The organism is Streptomyces sp. NPDC050738, from assembly GCF_040654175.1.
In the GTDB taxonomy this organism is placed as follows: Bacteria; Actinomycetota; Actinomycetes; order Streptomycetales; family Streptomycetaceae; genus Streptomyces.
Window position 1 is genome coordinate 20,204 of record NZ_JBFAHN010000002.1, and the last position, 19,313, is coordinate 39,516.

The window sequence follows — 19,313 nt, forward strand, 5'->3', positions numbered from 1 at the left end:
ATCAGTGATGCTAAGAACGTGTTCCAGTCTGCACAAGCCCCTGAGCCAAGCAAGCGCTCACTTTATTGCCCCGGCGCAGAACTGATCTCCGCACTGTTCGGCGCGGCTCTTCGCACGCTAGCCTCGGCCACCGGCAACGACATGAAACGAACGGCGGAGGGCGCAGTGGAGGGCACAGTGGAGAGGCCGTACGACATCGTGCTCTTCGGGGCGACGGGCTTCGTGGGCACGCTGACCGCGGAGTATCTCGCCGCCCACGCCCCCGACACGTGCCGCTGGGCGCTCGCGGGACGCGACCTCGGCAAACTGGAGGCGCTGCGCGAACGCCTCGTCGCGATCGACCCCGAGTGCGCGACGCTTCCGCTGCTGCAGGCGGACTCCTCCGATCCCCACTCGCTGCGCGCGCTCGCCGAGTCCACGCGGGTGGTGGCGACCACGGTGGGCCCGTACATCTGGTACGGAGAAGGCCTGGTGGCCGCCTGCGCGGACGCGGGCACCGACTATCTGGATCTGACGGGCGAGCCGGAATTCGTCGACGCGATGTACGTGCGCCACGACGCGCGGGCCCGCGAGACCGGCGCGCGCCTGGTGCACGCGGCGGGCTTCGACTCCGTGCCGAACGACATCGGGGTGTACTTCACCGTGCAGCAGCTGCCGGAGGGGGTGCCGCTGCGGATCGACGGCTTCGTACGGACCAACGCGTCCTTCTCCGGTGGCACCTTCGCCTCCGCCCTCACCGCGATGAGCCGCGGCCCCCAGGTGATGCAGGCCGCGCAGGACCGCCGCAGGCACGAACCGCGGCTGGTGGGACGGCGGGCCCGCGGCCCCGTCGGGGCACCGCACTTCAGCCGGGAGACGGGGCTCTGGGCGCTGCCCCTGCCGCTCATCGACCCGCAGGTGGTGGCGCGTTCGGCGGCCGCTCTGCCCCGTTACGGGCCCGACTTCCGCTACCGGCACTTCGCCGGCGTCCAGCGCCTGCCGATCGCACTCGGCGCTCCGGTCGGGGCGGGAGCGGTGCTGGCGCTGGCCCAGATTCCGCCCGTACGGAACTGGTTGATGAGCCGGGTCGCTCCCGGCACCGGTCCGAGCGAGGAGCGCCGCAACCGGAGCTGGTTCGTGACGCGGTTCGTGGGCGAGGGCGGCGGGCGGCGCGTCTTCACCGAGGTGTCGGGCGGGGACCCCGGCTACGGCGAGACGGCGAAGATGTTCGCCGAGGGCGCGCTGAGTCTGGCCCTGGACGAACTCCCGCACACAGCCGGGCAGGTGACGACCGCGGTGGCGATGGGCGATGCGCTGCTGGCCCGGCTGCAGGCGGCCGGACTCAGGTTCCGGGTGGCGGACGCGCGCTGAACCCGCGCCTGCGACACGGTCAGGCCGAGCGGCTGGCCACGGCCACCACCAGCAGGACGGTGGCCGCCGCGCAGACGCCGTGGGCGACAACTCCCGTGACGGGGAAGTGCCGTTCAGGAGTCTTGTGGCCGCCCTGCGCGTGCCGCCCGGGGCTGGGCAGCCACCGGAAGAGCATCATCGCGCCGAACGAGGCGACGACCAGCACCACTCCGCAGGCCGCCCAGGCGGAAGCCCGCGCATGGGCGAACAGATAGAACGACCAGGCGAGGAGGCCCGCCACCGCAAGCCCCACATGGCCCATGATCAGCCATACCGGCAGGCGCGTGATTCCCGCGGACCGCTGCCGCAGACCACCGTGGCGCAGCCAGATGGTGAACAGGTACAGCCCCAGCGATGCTGTCAGCAGCCAGGCGCCCAGAACGACAAATGCCATGCCCCCGCCCCTCGTGAGGCCCCGTCCGGAGCCGCGCACTCATTACAGACCCGCCCCCGGCGCACGCCGGGACAAAGGTTCCGCGCGCTACCCGAAAGGATGAACGGGGGTGGCGATTAGGATCGATTGCATGACGCAGTCCGCTACCGCCCGCACCCTGACCACACTGGACGGGCTGCTCGCCCGCGGCGGGGAGCGACAGGGCGCGCTCTGGCGGCTGGCCGAGCCGGCACGCGGTCTCGACGCCAATGTCGTACGGCTGGGACCCGGGGCCGTCGTCGGCGAGCACAGCGACAACGTGCTCGATGTACTCCTGGTGGTACTGGACGGGGAGGGGCATCTCGTCACCCCCGAGGGCCGGCAGGAGCTCGTACGGCACGCCGTCGCCTGGCTGCCGCGAACCTCGCAACGGTCGCTGGAGGCCGGTGCTTCAGGTCTCGTCTATCTGACCGCCCATCGGCGCCGCCCCGGCATGACCATCGCGAGCGCGGCGGCCGATGCGGGCGGCGATGCGGCCTGTCTGCTCGACCGGGTCTGTCCGGAGTGCGGGCGCCTCTCGCCCGAGCGCGACGCGCGATTCTGCGGCCGCTGCGGGCAGGCCCTCAACCGCTGAGGACGAAGGACCCGACGGTCAGGACCATCAGGCCGACCCAGACCGCTGCCAGCAGCCCGGCGACGGCGAGCACGGCCAGCACGGTGCGCTCGGCGGTGGTGGTGCTGCTGTTCGTGCGCGTTCGCGATGTTGTCATGCCCTCACTCTGTCGATCTTGAGTTGGTGCCGGTATCCGCTCTCGTACTCAGATGTGGCCGCATTCCGAAACCCTCTATCGAAGCGCTTCGACATCGCGTAATTTGAATCGCGCATCCACCACTCAAGGAACCTCTATGAAGTTCACGAACGGCTTCTGGCTCATGCGCGAGGGCGTCCACGCCTCTTACGCGACGGAAGTACGAGACCTCCAGGTCGGCACAGGCCGGTTCACCGCATACACCTCCGTCGCCCGGGTCGCCTCCCGGGGCGACACCCTCAACTCGTCCCTGATCACCGTCGAATGCCACTCGCCCGCCGAAGGCGTCATCGGCGTACGGGCGACACATCACGCCGGAAAGTCCCGTCCCGGACCGGAGTTCGAGCTGCCGGGCGCCGACACGACGCCGGCCGCGGGTACCCGGCAGGAGGGCTCGGTCACCGAACTGGTCAGCGGACCTCTCACCTTGCGGCTCGACCGCGAGGGGCCGTGGGGGCTTCGCTTCCTCGACGAGGACGGCCGGCAGCTGACCGCCGTCGAGCCCAGGGGCACCGCCTTCGCCACCGCTCCCGACGGCAGCCACCACATGGTCGCGCAACTGGCGCTGGGCGTGGGCGAGTCGGTCTACGGACTCGGCGAGCGCTTCACCCCTTACGTCAAGAACGGCCAGACCGTCGACATCTGGCAGTCGGACGGCGGCACCAGCAGCGAGCAGGCGTACAAGAACATCCCCTTCTACATGTCCTCCCGGGGGTACGGCGTCTTCGTCAACCACCCCGGGAAGGTCTCCTTCGAGATCGGCTCGGAGTCGGTCGGCCAGGTGCAGTTCAGCGTCGAGGACCAGTCGCTGGAGTATTTCGTGGTGGCGGGTCCGACGCCCAAGGACGTGCTGCGGCGCTACACCGCGCTCACCGGCCGGCCCGCACTGCCGCCCGCTTGGTCGTTCGGGCTGTGGCTGACGACGTCCTTCTGTACGGAGTACGACGAGGAGACTGTCGCCTCCTTTGTCGACGGGATGGCCGAGCGGGACATTCCGCTGTCCGTCTTCCACTTCGACTGCTTCTGGATGCGCGAGTACCAGTGGTCGGACTTCGCCTGGGACCCGGAGGTCTTTCCGGACCCGGAGGGAATGCTGGCGCGGCTCAAGGCGCGCGGGCTGCGGATCAGCATGTGGATCAATCCGTACATCGCGCAGAAGTCCGCGCTCTTCGCGGAAGCCGCCGACCTGGGGCATCTCGTACGCCGGACCAATGGTGACATCTGGCAGTGGGATCTGTGGCAACCCGGCATGGCCCTGGTCGACTTCACCAGCCCGGCTGCCTGCGAGTGGTACGCGGGGAAGCTGCGGGTCCTGCTCGACCAGGGGGTCGACTGCTTCAAGACGGACTTCGGGGAGCGCATCCCGCTTGATGTGGTGTGGGCCGATGGATCCGATCCTGAGCGGATGCACAACTTCTATGCGCATCTGTACAACCGGACGGTTTTCGATCTGCTGGAGAAGGAACGCGGCCACGGTGAGGCGATCGTCTTCGCACGGTCGGCGACGGCGGGCGGCCAGCAGTTCCCCGTGCACTGGGGCGGCGACTGCTTCGCCTCCTTCAACGCCATGGCCGAGTCGCTGAGGGGCGGCCTGTCGCTTTCGCTGTCGGGCTTCGGATTCTGGAGCCATGACATCGGAGGCTTCGAGGGGACGCCCGACCCGGCGGTCTTCAAACGGTGGCTGGCTTTCGGGCTGTTGTCGTCGCACAGCAGGCTGCACGGCAATGTGTCGTACCGGGTGCCGTGGGAGTTCGGCGAGGAAGCGGTGGATGTGGCGCGGCAGTTCACGCTGCTCAAGCATCGGCTGATGCCGTATCTCTACGGGGTGGCGGAGGAGGCGCACCGCACGGGGGTGCCGATGATGCGGCCGATGCTGCTGGAGTTCCCGGGGGATCCGACTGCGCGCACGCTGGACCGGCAGTACATGCTCGGGCCCGATCTGCTGGTCGCGCCTGTTTTCGCGGCGGACGGCGAGGTCGAGTACTACGTACCCGAGGGTGTGTGGACGCATCTGTTGAGCGGGGAGACCGTGGTCGGGCCGGTGTGGCGCCGGGAGACGTACGGGTACGACAGCCTGCCGCTGTTCGTGCGGCCCGGGACTGTGCTGCCCTGGGGTGCCGATGACCAGCGGCCGGACGGGGACTGGCTGGAGGGGCTGAAGTTGCGGGTCTTCGAGCTGGGTGAGGGGGAGGACGAGGCGGTCGTGGTGACGGTGCCGGACCTTACGGGGGCTGTGGCGGCTACGTTCGCCGTGGTGCGGGAGGGGGAGCTCGTGCGGGTTTCCGGAGCGGGGGCGGAGGGGGTTGCGGTGCGGCTGGGGTGACCGGGGGGGCTCTCCCCTGACCCGCCCCTTCCCGAAACCGGGGCTGCGCCCCGGCGCCCCCTGTTTCGGGGGCTTCGCCCCCGGACCCCCAGTCCTCAATCGCCGGACGGCTTGATTTTGCCGGGCGTGGGCTTTGAATGTGCAGGTCCGAGCTTGATGCGTGCAGGGGCCCGGCACCGGTGGTACTCGGTGCCGGGCCCCTGTCGGCTTCTCCGGACCCTCAGCCGGAGAAGCCGATGTGCGCGAGCCTCACCGACCCGCGCAGTCTCAGGCGGAGTTCCTGGACTCCGGACGCCTCGAACTCGCTCTCCACCGTGGTGTAGTCGTACGGGCCTGCGGTCGGCGGGACGTCTGCGTGTGCTGTCGTCTCCGCCACCTCCGCCTCGACGCTTCCCTCGCCCGACACCGTGAACACGGCGCGCGTCACGCCCGCCCCGAAGTCGCAGGCGCGGAAGACCAGTTCGGCCTCGGCGCCCTCCGTCGCGGTCACCGCGTCGCCCGACACCTTCGTCAGGTCCACGATCTCCGTGCCGCGCTGGGTGTCGAAGTCAGCCGCCCTGACGCCCTGGGTGCGCGCAGGTCGCGGGCGCGCCTCGTCGGCGTCCACGGTCAGTGGCGCCGTGAGGCGGATGTCCGCGACGGAGGCGCCGGCCAGGAAGGTGTACGTACCCGACTCGACCGTCCAGCGGCCGTGTGCCACGTCCCAGTGGCCGAGGTCGGTGAGCGGGACGTCGAAGGTGAGGTGCTGCGACGCGCCGGCGGCCAGGTGCAGGCGCCGGTGGGCGAGCAGTGCGCGGGTGGGGCGCGGGACCGATGCGTCCTCGGCGCGCATGTAGAGCTGTGCCACCTCGTCGGCCGCGACCGCGCCGGTGTTGGTGACCGTGAACGTCACCCGGATCAGGTCGGCGTCGCGCTCGGCCGTCAGGCCCTCGTATGCGAAAGCGGAGTAGGAGAGACCGTGCCCGAAGGGGTAGAGCGGGGTGCCTTCGAAGTAGAGGTAGGTCTGGCGCGAGCCGATGATGTCGTAGTCCATCAGGCCGGGCAGGTCCGCGTCGGAGCCGTACCAGGTCTGCGGGAGGCGGCCGGCCGGTGAGACGTCGCCCGCAAGGACCCGGGCCAGTGCGGTGCCTGCCGCCTGGCCGCCGTGTGCCGTCCACAGCAGGGCGGGAAGTTCTTGCTGCGCTTCGGCCACCGCGTACGGATACGCCGAGGTCATCACCAGCGCCGTACGCGGGTTGGCGGCCTGCGCCGCACGCCAGAGCCGGTCCTGCTGGGGCGGCAGTTCCAGCGTCGTACGGTCCTCGGTCTCGCGACCGTTGATGTGCGGGTCGTTGCCCGCCACCACGATCACCACATCGGCGGTGGCCGCCGCCCGTGCCACCGCGTCTTCGCCGCGTTCGACCACCTCCACGGAAAAAACATCCCCGGAGTCGGCAACCTTTGCGCCTTCGGCGGCGACCGAGACGTAACGACCCGTCCCTGTGTGCCTGAGGAGGTGACCGCCGCCGTGCTCTTCCAGCGTGAACGTCTCCTGGACGATCCAGCCGCCGGGCTGGTCCGCGGAGGCGCGCACATGACCGTCATCGGCCACCGACAGATAGCGCCCGTCTGCCGCTCGCAGAGTCACCACCCCGCCGCCCCAGTCGATCAGGGCCAGTTCGGACGGGGTCTCACCGCACGTCAGCGGCGGCAGGTCGGTGCGGCCTGCGAGCAGCGCCGGGTCGAGCGCGCCCTCGGATGCGGGTGCTGCGCCCGCCGCGTCGGACTCCGGCACCTGGAGCCAGCCGGCCTCGGTGCGCAGCTTTACGCGGTCGGCGCCCTCGGTGAAGACGACCTTGTCCGCACCGAAGCGGGCGCGCAGGCCGTCGAGAGGGGTGGAGCGGTGCATGAGGGTGCCGCTGTACCAGTCGAGTTTGCACTCGTCCGCGAGCAGGCCGACCACCGCGATCCGCTGCCCCTCGGCGAGCGGCAGCAGTCCGTCGTTCTTCAGCAGGACGATCGCCTGTTCCGCCGCCTCCTGGGCGAGCGCACGGTGCGCGGGGGTGTCGAACTCCTCGGGGCCGGCGTAGGGGTCGCTTTCCGGGTCGAACTCGCCGAGGTCGAAGCGCACCGCCAGTTGTCTGCGTACCGCTGTGTCGACATCGTCCTCGGTGATCAGGCCCTGCTCCAGCGCCCCTCGGATCCGGCCGATCATGATCGTCGAGTCCGTGCCGTGGTCGGTGAAGCTGTCGACGCCGGCCTTGAGGGAGGCCGCGGTGGCCTCCTCGTGGGTGTCGAAGTAGTGCTCGGAATCGACCAGATTGGAGGGCGCGCCCGCATCCGAGCAGACCAGCAGCGGCTGGTCGGTCCAGGAGCGCAGGTGCTCTGCGAGGTACGGGGAGACGTGGTTGGGGCGGCCGTTGACCAGGTTGTACGCGGGCATCACCCCGGCCACGGCGCCCGCACGGACCGCGTCGCGGAACGCCCTCAGGTCGTACTCGTGCAGCACTCGCGGGCGCACGGAGGACGAGGAGGTGTCGCGCCTCGTCTCGTTGTTGTGCGCGAGCCAGTGCTTGAGCACGGGAGCCGTGCGCCAGAACCGCGGGTGGTCCCCGCGCAGGCCGCGGGTGTAGGCCACCGCGATGGCCGAGGTCAGGGCGGGGTCCTCGGAGTACCCCTCCTCGCCCCTCCCCCACAGCGGGTTTCTCAGCAGATTCACAGTCGGCGCCCATACGTTGAGGCCGACCCGGTCGTCCTGCGCGCGCATGGCGCGGACCTCGGTGCCCACCGCCTCGCCCACGCGGCGTACGAGGTCCTCGTTCCACGTGGCGCCGAGTCCCACGGCCTGCGGGAAGACCGTCGCCCTGCCCATCCAGGCCACTCCGTGCAGCGCCTCCTGGCCGGTACGGAACGCGGCGACGCCCAGCCTTTCGACGGCCGGCGCGAACTGGTGCAGCATCGCGATCCGTTCCTCGGCCGTGAGCCGCGCGAGGAGGTCATCGATGCGCTTGTCCTGCGCCAACTGCGGGTCGCGGAAGGGTGGTTGGAGGTTGGTCACGTGCTGATCCCCTTGCAGAGGTCGGAGGTTGATCGTTCGAAGCGCTTCGATGCTGGGCTCCGCCGGAGTCAAGTGTCAAGACATGAAGGGGTCACAACTGAGGCACCACGTACACCCCGTGGCGAAATGGATCAGAAACACGGCCGAGGTTTCTTGAAATCAAGTCTTGTGCGGCCAGACCCGTTCACTTAATGTCGCAGCAACATCGAAGCGCTTCGACAGACAGCGCTCCACCTCTGACACAGGAGCCGACCGGCGGGTCACCCGCCATGTGTCCTGGTGTGCCATGAAGGGTTAAGCAATGACGCCGAACACCCCCTCTGCCCCGAACCGGAGAACCTTCCTCTCCTCCACCGCGGTCGCCGCGATCGCCGTAGCAGGCGGTATGCCGCTGCTCACCGCCTGCGGCAGCAGCGACAAGGGCAGCAAGGAGGGCACCACCACCGGGAAGAACGCACAGAAGATCCTCCCGGCCTATGTGGCGCGGAACGTCGTCACTCCCGACATCGCCTCCAAGAACGGCTCGTCGACGGGCTTCACCCAGGCGATAGCCACCGCCCAGCTGAAGGCCTCGGTGGAGACCAAGCTCGGCAAGGGCAGCAAGATCACGATCATGGCGCCCTTCTGGGGGACGCCGCCGGCCCAGAACAACCCGTACTACGCGGCGATGAACGACGCGATCGGCGTCAAGACCACCTGGAAGAACCAGGACGGCAACACCTACGACCAGAAGCTGGGCGCGGTGCTCGCCTCCAGCGACGTCCCGGACCTGGTCGTCGTGCCCAGCTGGAACCTGGGCGGCAAGATCCCGACCGCCATCAACGCCAAGTTCGCGGACCTCGGCCCGTATCTCTCCGGCGACAAGGTCAAGGACTACCCGAACCTGGCGGCGATCCCCACCGATGCCTGGCAGCGCTCCATCTTCGGCGGCAAGCTGCGCGGCATCCCGATGCCTGCCTCGTACGTCACCAATATCGCGCCGTTCTACCGCAAGGACATCTTCGAGGCGAAGGGGTGGCAACTCCCCAAGAGTGCGGACGAATTCTTCTCCCTCGCCAAGGAGATCACCAGCGCCAAGTCCAAGGTATGGGCCTGCGACGACATGACGTGGACGGCGTGGAACATGTTCGGCGTCCTGAACGGCGGCGACAAGTCGCTGGGCTGGCAGTTGATCGACGGCAAGATGACCAACCGCATCGAGACCGCCGAATATCTCGAGGCACTGGAGTGGACCCGCAAGCTGTTCTCGGCGGGCCTCGTCCACCCCGACGCCAAGGCGCAGAACCAGGGCGACGCCAGCGTCCGGTTCACCGACGGCGAGGTCATGATCTACAACGGCGACCTGTCGGGGTGGTACGGCAAGACCGCCGAACAGCACACCAAGCACCCAAAGTTCGCGATGGGCGCGATGGACATCCCCGGCCACGCGGGCGGCGACCCGAAGCTGTGGGCGACCAACCCGGCCGGCATCTGGGCCTTCGTCAACAAGGGCGCGTCCGCGCAGGTCGTCAAGGACATCCTGGCGATCGCCAACTTCTGTGCGGCACCGTACGGCACCAAGGAGCAGATGCTCTCCCAGTACGGCGTCGAAGGCACCGACTACAAGTTCACCGGCGGTCTTCCGGTCAAGACCGATCAGGGCAACATCGAGGTCAACGGCGCCTGGGGCTATATCGGCGCCCCCGCCGTCTACGTCGCCCACCCGGATCTGCCCGACGTCACCAAGGGCATGGTCGAGTGGCAGCAGCGCATGGGCGCGTTCACCACCAAGTCCTCCTTCTACGGCCTGACGATCGTCGAGCCGAGCAAGTGGACGAACCTGATGAACGACTTCGAGCAGTTGGAGAAGGACATCGTCCGCGGCCGCAAGAAGGTCAGCGACATGCAGCAGGCCGTCTCGGAGTGGAAGTCCAAGGGCGGCGACCAGCTCCGCGACTGGTACAAGAAGCTGCTCGACGACAACGGCTCGTCCGCCGGCTGACCGACGCCCGACGACTCCCGGGGCCGGACGCGTGCGCAAGCCGTCCGGCCCCGGGGCCACGTACCAAGGAGTAGACCGTGGCGCACCACACGGCGGCGGACACCCCCAGTTTGTCGCCGCCCCGCACCGAAGTGACCGACGAGTCGCCCGCCCCATCGAGGACGCGCGCCAAGGCAGTGCCTTCCGCGAAGGTCCCGCTGCGGCGGCGCTTCAGACGCGACCGCACGCTGATCCTGATGACCGTGCCCGCGCTGCTCCTCGTCCTGGTCTTCAACTACATACCGATCCTGGGCAACATCACCGCGTTCCAGGACTACGACCCGTACGTCTCCACCAATGGCATCACGGCGATGGCCCACAGCCCGTGGGTGGGGTTCGAGCAGTTCCAACGCGTCTTCGAGGACCCGAAGTTTTGGGACGCGGTCCAGAACACCTTCGTGCTGTTCTTCCTGCAGCTCGTCCTCTTCTTTCCGCTGCCCATCGCACTCGCGCTGCTCATCAACAGCGTGATCAGGCCCCGGGTGCGGGCCTTCGCGCAGGCGGTTCTGTATCTGCCGCACTTCTTCTCCTGGATCCTGGTCGTCGCCGTCTTCCAGCAGCTCTTCGGCGGTGCCGGTGTCATCGCGCAGACGCTGCGCGAACACGGTCATGAGGGCTTCGACCTGATGACCGACCCGGGGATCTTCAAGTTCCTGGTGACCGCGGAAGGCATCTGGAAGGACGCGGGCTGGGGAATCATCGTCTTCCTCGCGGCGCTCGCGGCCGTCAACACCGATCTGTACGAGGCCGCGGCCATGGACGGCGCGAACCGCTGGCGCCGTATGTGGCACATCACGCTGCCCGCGCTGCGACCGGTGATCGCCCTGCTGCTCGTCCTCAGGGTCGGCGACGCGCTCACCGTCGGATTCGAGCAACTACTGCTCCAGCGGGACGCGGTGGGGCCCGGCGCGGCCGAGGTCCTGGACACCTTCGTGTGGTGGACCGGTATCCGTAACCAGGACTTCAGTTACGCCGCCGCAGCCGGCCTGATCAAGGGGGTCGTCGGCATCGTGCTCGTCCTCACCGCGAACAAGATCGCCCATCTCATGGGCGAGCAGGGGGTGTACAAGAAGTGACCGCCGTCATGGACAAGCCCCGGGCCTCGCGCTGGTCGGCGCCGCCCCGGCCCCCGTGGGAAGAGCCGCCCGGCAGGGCGGGGCTCACGCTGAAGGGCACCGCGCTCGGCTTCGCCTGCCTCGGCGTGCTGTTCCCGCTGTGGATCGTGCTCATCACGAGCGTCTCCTCGAAGGAGGCGATCTCCGATGCGGGCGGTCTCGTCATCGTCCCGAGAGACTTCACTCTCATCGCGTACAAGGAACTGCTCAGCGGCGGGCAGGTGACGCGTGCCGCGATCATCAGCGTCGGGGTGACGCTGGTCGGCACCCTGTTCTCGATGACCGTGTCGATCCTGTGCGCGTACGGTCTTTCGCGCCCCGGCACGCTCGGCCACCGGTTGATCCTGATGGTGCTCATGGCGACGATGTTCTTCGGCGCCGGCATGATCCCCACGTATCTGCTGGTGCAGACGCTGGGTCTCACCGACAGCTATCTCGCACTGATCCTGCCGAGCGCGATCAACATCTTCAACGTCCTGGTACTGCGCGGTTTCTTCATGGGCATCTCCTCGGAACTCATCGACAGCGCGCGCATCGACGGCGCGGGCGATGTCCGCATCCTCTGGCAGATCGTGATGCCGCTGTCCCGTGCGGTGATCGCGGTCATCACGCTCTTCTACGCGGTCGGGTACTGGAGCGCCTGGTTCAACGCCTCGATCTACCTCAGCGACCAGAACATGATGCCGCTGCAGAACGTGCTGATCCAGCTCGTGCAGAAGCAGGAGATCCCGCTCGGTCTCGGCCAGGTGGTCAAGGCCGGACCGGTGTCGCGGGTGGGCGTCCAGATGGCCGTCATGGTGCTGGCGCTGCTGCCCGTCGCAGTCCTCTCCCCCTTCGTCCAGAAGCACTTCAAGAAGGGCATGCTCACCGGCGCCGTGAAGGGCTGACCCTGCTCCACCTCCGCATACGTCCCCGCATGCGGCCCCCTCACTCCACCGTGCCCGGTCGCGTTCAAGCCTCCACCGGGCACGGTGGCCTGCCCCCCACCGGAAGGTGATCGCCATGTACGAACCTCTCCGCAGCCCCCGCCGCCGCACCGTCCTCGCCGGTGCCGGAGCCGTGGCAGCCGCCGCTGTGCTGCCCACGGCGTCAACCGCCGTGGCCGCGGAGGCGGTGGGGACCGCCTCGGTCCAGGCGCACCGCTGGCGCACCGCCTCCATCGGCGGGACCGGCTTTGTCACCGGTGTCCTCTTCCACCCCCGCGTCAAGGGGCTCGCCTATGCCAGGACCGACATCGGGGGTGCGTACCGCTGGGAGAGAAGAACCTCGCGGTGGGTGCCGCTCCTCGACCATATCGGCTGGGACGACTGGAATCTGACCGGCGTCGAGGCGATGGCCGTCGACCCGGCCCACCCCGACCGGCTCTTCCTCGCCCTGGGCACCTACTCCCAGCCCTGGGCGGGCACGGGGGCCGTGCTCCGCTCGGAGGACCGGGGCGCGACCTGGGCCCGCACCGATCTGAACGTCAGGCTCGGCGCCAACGAGGACGGGCGCGGCACCGGGGAGCGGCTGCTGGTGGACCCGCGGGACAGCGACACCCTGTGGCTCGGCACCCGGCACGACGGACTCCTCAAGTCCACCGACCGGGGCGCCACTTGGGCCCCCGCCGACTTCCCCGCCACCCCGTCCGCCTCCGGACAGGGCATCACCTTCCTCGCGTCCGCCGAGCGCGTGCTGTACGCCGGGTGGGGCGACGGCGGCGGGGCCAACCTGTACCAGTACACCGACGGCAGTTGGCAGGCCGTGCCGGGGCAGCCGTCGGGCGACGCGGCGAGGATTCCCATACGTATCGCCTACGACATCGGGGCCCGGGACCTGTATGTCACCTACGCCAACGCTCCCGGCCCCAGCGGCCAGACCACCGGCTCCGTCCACCGCCTGAACACCGTCACCGGCGCCTGGACCGAGGTGACCCCGGTGACTCCGGGCGGCACGACAGCGGACGGATCGGCGGACGCCTTCGGCTATGGCGGTGTGGCCGTGGACGCCCGCCGGCCCGGCACCGTCGTCGTCTCGACCAACAACCGCTGGGCGGACGTCGACACGCTCTTCCGCTCCACCGACCGGGGCCGCACCTGGGTCTCCCTGAAGGACACCGCGGTCCTCGACGTCACCGAGACGCCGTTTCTCAACTGGGGTGAGAAGGCGAAGTTCGGCTGGTGGATCCAGGCCGTCGGCATCGATCCCTACGATTCGCGGCACATCGTGTACGGCACGGGCGCGACCCTCTTCTCGACCTGCGACCTCGTCCACTGGGCGCCGCAGATCCGCGGCCTGGAGGAGAGCGCGGTCAACTTCCTTCTCTCCCCGCCCACCGGCAAGGCCCATCTCCTCAGCGGTCTCGGCGACATCGGCGTGATGTACCACGACTCGCTCACCTCCTCCCCCTCGCTGGGCATGGCCACCAACCCCGTCTTCGGCACCGCCACCGGGCTCGCCCAGGCCGCGCTGAAGCCCTCATACACCGTCCGCACCGGAGCGTCGTCCGGCCGCAACGGCGCTTCGTCCACCGACGGCGGCCGCACCTGGACCCCCTTCGCCGCGCAGCCCGAGATCGCGTCCGCCGCCCCGGGGCCGATCGCGGTCGGCGCCGACGGGGCCACCCTGCTCTGGTCGTTCGTCCACTGGGACGGCACCAAATACCCCGCCCACCGCTCCACCGACGGCGGCGCCACCTGGACCGAGGTCTCCTCCTTCCCCAAGGGCGCGGTCCCTGTCGCCGACCCCGCCGATCCCACCCGTTTCTATGTCTACGACACCGATACAGGAACGGTATCCGCCAGCACTGACAGTGGCGCCACCTTCACCGCAGGGGCCACCGGACTCCCCTCCGGCGACAGCCAGTTCCGTATCGCGGCGGCTCCCGGACGCTCCGGCGACCTCTGGCTCTCGGCGAAGTGGAACGGCCTCTACCGGTCGCAGGACGGCGGTGCCACCTTCACCAAGGTCACTTCCGCCTGGGCCTCGTACGCCCTCGGCTTCGGCAAGGCCGCCCCGGGCGCCCGCTACCCCGCGCTCTATCTCGTCGGCTCCACCGAGACCATCACCGCCGTGTACCGCTCCGACGACACGGGTGCGACCTGGACCCGTATCAACGACGACGCCCACCAGTGGGGCTGGACCGGGGCAGCCGTCACCGGCGACCCCCGCATCCACGGCCGCGTCTATCTGTCCACCAACGGCCGCGGCGTCCAGTACGCCGACCCTCAGTGAGAGCCACCATGACCAATCTTTCCGATGCGACCGTTCCCCAAGCTCTCAACTCCGTTCGAGCAGGGGAGGCCCCATTCACCATCCTCTTCGGCGGCGACTACAACCCCGAGCAGTGGCCCGAGGAGGTCTGGGCCGAGGACGTACGCCTCATGCAGGAGGCCGGCGTCAACTCCGTGACGCTCGGCGTCTTCTCCTGGGCGAAGCTCGAACCGCGCCCCGGCGCCCGCGAGTTCGGCTGGCTGGACCGTCTGATGGACCTCATGCACGCCCATTCCATCGGCGTCGTCCTCGCCACCCCGACCGCGTCGCCGCCGCCCTGGATGGGCCACCGCCATCCCGAGACGCTCCCGCGCGACGAGCACGACCAGACCGTCTGGTACGGCTCCCGCCAGCAGTTCTGCCCGTCCAGCCCGATCTACCGCCGGTACGCCGCCGCGCTCACCGAGGACCTTGCCGAGCGCTACGGCAGTCATCCGGCCCTGCGCATGTGGCACATCAACAACGAGTACTGCACGCACTGCTGGTGCGACGAGACGGCAGCCCACTTCCGCCGCTGGCTCACGTCGAAGTACGCCACACTCGACGCCCTCAACGAGGCCTGGGGCACGGCCTTCTGGAGTCAGCGCTACGACGACTGGGCCGAGATCATCCCGCCCCGCCGTGCCCAGTACATGAAGAACCCGGGGCAGGTCCTGGACTTCAAGCGCTTCACCTCCGACGCTCTCCTGGAGTGTTACGAGGCCGAGCGCGACATCGTCGCCCGGCACACGCCGCACATCCCGGTCACCACCAACTTCATGCCGTTCTGGACGGGCCAGGACGCCTGGAAGTGGTCGACGCGCGAGGATGTCGTCTCCGTCGACATCTATCCGGACCCCGCCGACCCGTGGGGCGGCCAGCACAACGCCATGATCGGCGACATGACGCGCTCGCAGGCCCACGGCCCGTGGATGCTGATGGAGCAGGCTGCGGGCCCGGTCAACTGGCGGGGCGTCAACCACCCCAAGCCGCGCGGCCTCAACCGCCTCTGGTCGCTGCAGTCCGTCGCACGCGGCGCCGACGCGATCTGCTACTTCCAGTGGCGCCAGTCCCGCCAGGGTGCGGAGAAATTCCACTCCGGGATGCTCAGCCACGCGGGCGAACAGGGCCGCACGTACCAGGAGATCAAGCAGCTCGGCGCCGAACTGACCGCGCTCTCCAAGGCCGCGGCCGGCACCGCGACACCGGCCTCCGTCGCGATTCTGCACGACTGGGAATCCTGGTGGGCCGATCAGCAGGACGGCCGGATCTCCTCCGAGGTCGACTACCCGGAGGTCGTACGGGCCTGGCACCGGGCGCTGTGGGAGGCGGGTCGCACCACCGATTTCGCCCACCCCTTGCACGATGTGAGTACGTACAAGATGGTCGTGATCCCGCACCTCTATCTCCTCACCGACGCGGCGATCGACAACCTCCTTTCCTACGTACGCGGTGGCGGCACCCTGGTCTGCGGTTTCCACACGGGCGCCGTCGACGAGGACGATCGGATCAGGCCTGGCGGCATGGACGCCCGGCTGCGCGAGCTCTTCGGCATCGCCACGCTCCAGGAGTGGTGGCCGCTGGACGCGGGCGGACACGTCGACTGCGACGGCTTCCGCGGCACGCTGTGGTCGGAGGAGCTGACCGCGTCCCCGCAGGCCGAGACCGTCTCCGCGTACAAGGGCGGTGAGCTCGACGGCCTCCCGGCGGTCCTGCGCAACGGCCGTGCCTGGTACGTCTCCACCCTCCCCGAGCCCGACGCGCTCCGCGCTCTCCTCGCACGGGTGGCAGACGGGGCCGGGGCAGCTCCCGTGCTCCCCGGGGCGCCCGCCGCGGTGGAGACCGTACGCCGCGGAGACCTGCTCTTCCTCCTGCACCACGGCCGCGACACAGTGACGGTGCCGGTGCCCGGCCGCCACCACGACCTGCTCACCGGAGCGGCCGTGGAAGGCTCCGTCGACCTGGGCCGGTTCGGGGTCGCCGTCCTCCGGGAGGTCGGCCCGTGATCCACGGGAACTGGGAGCCGGAGCCCGCCGCCCGCTGGGAGGACGCCTTCCTCAGCGGCAACGGGATCCACGGCGCGATGGTGTACGGCGACCCGGCCGACGACCGGGTGATCGTCAGCCACCACACGCTGGTACGCCCGAACGGCAGCGAGACGGTGCGACCACCCCGCCTCGCCGACCAACTGGCCCGTCTCCAGGACGCGTTGCTCGCCGGCGACACCACTGCGGCCGAGCAGTTCGGCGCCGATCACCCCTTCCACTGGGTGCAGCCCTTCCACCCGGCCTTCCAGACCCGGATCCGCCGCGAAGCCATGCTCGCGCCCGGCTACCGCCGCGAGGTCGACTTCACGACCGGTGTGGTGAGCGCGACCGGCGAGGGCCAACGCAGCCAGGTCTTCGTCTCGCGCGCCGACGACGTGATCGTCCAGTACGTCGCCGGGCCCGCCCTCACCGCCGACGTCGGCCTGGACCACCGCCTGCCAGGAGCCCCCGCCCGGCTGGGGGTCGGCCGCTCCGCCGCCCTCCTCCCCGGCGGCGCACAGCTGACCCTGCGGATCGGGTACCCGGGCAGCGATCGTGCGTACACCGGAGTGACGCTGGCCCTGGCGGACGGAGGGTCCACGGCTTTCGCGGGCGAGGGCATCCGCGTCGAGGGCGCCCGTGGTCTGCTCCTGCTGAGCCGGGTCCTGAGCCACACCGGCGACCTGGACGCCACGGTGGAGGCCGCCGCTCTGCGCGCGCTGCTGGCCGGCTCCGGCCGCGACAGCTTCGCCCGGCTGCTCGACCGGCACACCACCCTGCACAGGGCCGCCTACGGCCGCACCACCCTCTCCCTGGTGGCGGACAGTGCCGAACGAGCCCTGCCCGGCAGCGAGTTGCTTGGATGCCCCAAGAGCCCCGCCCTGCTCGAACGCCTCTTCGCGGCCGGCCGCTACCACCTCCTGTCGTCCAGCGGGATACTGCCGCCACGCCTGACCGGACTGTGGTCGGGCGACTGGGACACCGCCTGGTCCGGGGCGTTCACCACCAACGCCAATCTCAACCTCCAGACCGCGTCGGCGGCCTCCTGCGCCCTGCCCGAGGTCAGCGACGCCCAAGCAGCGCTGATCCACGGCCAGTTGGCGGGCTGGAAGGACAACGCCCAGGCGCTGTTCGGCGCGCGCGGAATCGTCGCGCCCTCCCACACCGACGGCACCTCCGGGCACACCCGCCACTTCATGCGCCCCTACCCGCTCCACCTCTGGACCGCGGGCGCCGACTGGCTGCTCCTGCCGCTGATCGAGCAGGCCGAGACGACCGGCGCCGTCGACCCCGGCCTGATCACCGCGCTCACCGAAGTCGCCCTGTTCTACGAGGACTTCCTCACCAGGACAGGCCCTGACGGCCGGATCGCGATCGTCCCCTCCTACTCCCCGGAGAACCGTCCCGCCAACGCGAGCTGGGGCACGCTCAACGCCACCATGGACATCGCGGCCGCCCACCACGCGCTGACCACGGCCGCCGCGTACGCCCCCGGCCACCCCTCCGCCGGCACCTGGCTCGCCCTGGCCGGCCGGCTCCCCCGCTATCCGGTCAATGAGGACGGGGCGCTCGCCGAGTGGTCCTGGCCGGGCCTGGCGGAGAACTACGACCACCGCCACCTCAGCCACCTCTACCCCGTCTGGCCGCTGACCGCGATCAATCCGTACGACACCCCCGAACTCGCCACCGCCGCCCACCGCGCCCTGGAACTGCGAGGATCGGAGAACGACTCGGCGCACGGCCACCTCCACCACGCCCTGATCGCCGCGCGCCTGCGCGACGGCGAGCGGGCCGCAGCCGCACTGGGCGCGGTCCTGGGCGGCGGCTACTTCCACGCCTCGCTGATGAGCTCCCACTACCCGGACCGCGACGTCTACAACGCGGACGCCGCCCACGCCCTGCCCGCCGCGCTCGTCGAGATGCTGGTGCAGTCCACACCGGAGCGCCTCGTGCTGCTGCCCGCGCTTCCGGCCGCGTACCCGAGCGGTGAACTCCGCGGCGCCCGCACCCGGTTCGGCGCATCGCTCGATCTGAGCTGGGCCGAAGGACGGGCCACAGCTGTACTGCATCCCACGCGCGACGCACACGTCGAACTGCGCCTGGGCGAGGGCCTGTCCCTCACCGAATCCTCCGCCGGCACCCCCCGACTGCTGCTGGAAGCCGGCGTGGACCACGTCCTCACCCTGGGGCCGCGGTAGCACTCCCCCCACCCACCATGGAAGGGACTCCCATGGCACGTCAGAAGCTCGTCAGGTTCCTGCTCGCCCCCACGGCCGCATTCGCCGCGCTGATCGGATTCGCCGCTTCCCCCGCCCAGGCAGCCGTCTGGTCCTCCTCCGACCAGTGGGGCACCTACACCACGTCGGACGGCTACACGATCTACAACAACATCTGGGGTTCGGGTGCCGGTTCACAGACCGTCTGGGCCAACTCCTCCAGCAACTGGGGCGTCTGGGCCGACCACCCCGCGACCGGCGGCATCAAGTCCTACCCGGACGCCAAGAAGGTGATCGGCAAGTCGATCACCTCGCTCTCCTCGCTGAAGAGCAGCTACAACGTCACCGTCCCGTCGTCCGGCGCGTACAACACCTCGTACGACATCTGGGACACCGGTTACGCCAACGAGATCATGCTCTGGGTCAACTACAACGGCGCCGTCGGCCCGATCGGCAGCTCGGTCGGCAGCGTCACGCTCGGATCCGACACCTGGAACGTGTACGTCGGCTCCAACGGTGCCAACAACGTCTACTCGTTCCTGCGCACGTCCGATTCCAGCTCGGGCACGGTGGACATCCTCAAAGTCCTGAAGTGGATGAAGGACACCAAGGGCTACATAGGCAACATGACGGTCGGCGACGTCCAGTTCGGCTACGAGATCACCTCGTCGGCGGGCGGCCTGAACTTCAACACCAACAGCTACAGCGTCTCCAGCAGCTGACCCGCGGGGCCGGTCCCACAGTGCGAGGGGGCCGGCCCTTCCGCGGTTGCG

The 19,313-nt window shown here is 69.5% G+C and carries 13 protein-coding genes; 10 read left to right on the forward strand and 3 right to left on the reverse strand.

What is annotated here, in order from left to right:
* The first annotated feature begins 141 nt into the window (after window positions 1-141).
* Window positions 142-1,350, forward strand: a complete 1,209-nt coding sequence (locus AB0H78_RS04420) for a saccharopine dehydrogenase NADP-binding domain-containing protein (protein WP_363232732.1) — start codon at window positions 142-144, stop codon at window positions 1,348-1,350.
* A gap of 19 nt (window positions 1,351-1,369) precedes the next feature.
* Here AB0H78_RS04420 and AB0H78_RS04425 read toward each other — a convergent pair whose 3' ends face one another.
* Entirely contained in the window at window positions 1,370-1,783 is a 414-nt protein-coding gene (locus AB0H78_RS04425) for a hypothetical protein (RefSeq protein ID WP_363232733.1), read from the reverse strand.
* Window positions 1,784-1,913: 130 nt separating this feature from the next.
* Between AB0H78_RS04425 and AB0H78_RS04430 the strand changes: the two genes are divergently transcribed.
* Entirely contained in the window at window positions 1,914-2,396 is a 483-nt protein-coding gene (locus AB0H78_RS04430) for a zinc ribbon domain-containing protein (RefSeq protein WP_363232734.1), read from the forward strand.
* Here the strand turns inward: AB0H78_RS04430 and AB0H78_RS04435 are convergent.
* Window positions 2,386-2,532 carry a hypothetical protein gene (locus tag AB0H78_RS04435; RefSeq protein WP_363232735.1) on the reverse strand — a complete coding sequence of 49 codons (147 nt, stop codon included), beginning with the start codon at window positions 2,530-2,532 and terminating at the stop codon, window positions 2,386-2,388. The genes AB0H78_RS04430 and AB0H78_RS04435 overlap by 11 nt on opposite strands.
* 136 nt (window positions 2,533-2,668) lie before the next feature.
* Here AB0H78_RS04435 and yicI point away from each other — a divergent pair, with 136 nt between their 5' ends.
* Complete coding sequence (yicI, locus tag AB0H78_RS04440) at window positions 2,669-4,894, forward strand: alpha-xylosidase (protein ID WP_363232736.1); 2,226 nt, start codon at window positions 2,669-2,671, stop codon at window positions 4,892-4,894.
* Between the two features lie 220 nt (window positions 4,895-5,114).
* Here yicI and AB0H78_RS04445 read toward each other — a convergent pair whose 3' ends face one another.
* Window positions 5,115-7,931, reverse strand: coding sequence for a glycoside hydrolase family 3 C-terminal domain-containing protein (locus AB0H78_RS04445; RefSeq protein WP_363232737.1), 2,817 nt, complete (start codon window positions 7,929-7,931; stop codon window positions 5,115-5,117).
* Between the two features lie 301 nt (window positions 7,932-8,232).
* Between AB0H78_RS04445 and AB0H78_RS04450 the strand changes: the two genes are divergently transcribed.
* The 7 genes from AB0H78_RS04450 to AB0H78_RS04480 all read left to right on the forward strand — a co-directional run bounded on the left by AB0H78_RS04450 (window position 8,233) and on the right by AB0H78_RS04480 (window position 19,262).
* Window positions 8,233-9,912, forward strand: coding sequence for a Tat pathway signal sequence domain protein (locus AB0H78_RS04450; protein ID WP_363232738.1), 1,680 nt, complete (start codon window positions 8,233-8,235; stop codon window positions 9,910-9,912).
* A gap of 131 nt (window positions 9,913-10,043) precedes the next feature.
* Entirely contained in the window at window positions 10,044-11,027 is a 984-nt protein-coding gene (locus AB0H78_RS04455) for an ABC transporter permease subunit (protein WP_363233420.1), read from the forward strand.
* Window positions 11,028-11,035: 8 nt separating this feature from the next.
* Window positions 11,036-11,953 (forward strand): carbohydrate ABC transporter permease, encoded by a 918-nt coding sequence (locus tag AB0H78_RS04460; protein ID WP_363232739.1) that lies wholly within the window; start codon window positions 11,036-11,038, stop codon window positions 11,951-11,953.
* A 115-nt stretch (window positions 11,954-12,068) separates the two neighbouring features.
* Window positions 12,069-14,279 carry a 1,4-beta-glucanase gene (locus tag AB0H78_RS04465; RefSeq protein ID WP_363232740.1) on the forward strand — a complete coding sequence of 737 codons (2,211 nt, stop codon included), beginning with the start codon at window positions 12,069-12,071 and terminating at the stop codon, window positions 14,277-14,279.
* Window positions 14,280-14,287: 8 nt separating this feature from the next.
* Window positions 14,288-16,303 (forward strand): beta-galactosidase, encoded by a 2,016-nt coding sequence (locus AB0H78_RS04470; protein ID WP_363232741.1) that lies wholly within the window; start codon window positions 14,288-14,290, stop codon window positions 16,301-16,303.
* Window positions 16,300-18,522: a glycoside hydrolase N-terminal domain-containing protein gene (locus AB0H78_RS04475; protein ID WP_363232742.1), complete on the forward strand. Its 2,223-nt coding sequence runs from the start codon at window positions 16,300-16,302 to the stop codon at window positions 18,520-18,522. Before AB0H78_RS04470 ends, AB0H78_RS04475 begins: the two co-directional genes overlap by 4 nt.
* 32 nt (window positions 18,523-18,554) lie before the next feature.
* Window positions 18,555-19,262, forward strand: coding sequence for a hypothetical protein (locus tag AB0H78_RS04480; protein WP_363232743.1), 708 nt, complete (start codon window positions 18,555-18,557; stop codon window positions 19,260-19,262).
* Window positions 19,263-19,313 lie beyond the last annotated feature (51 nt).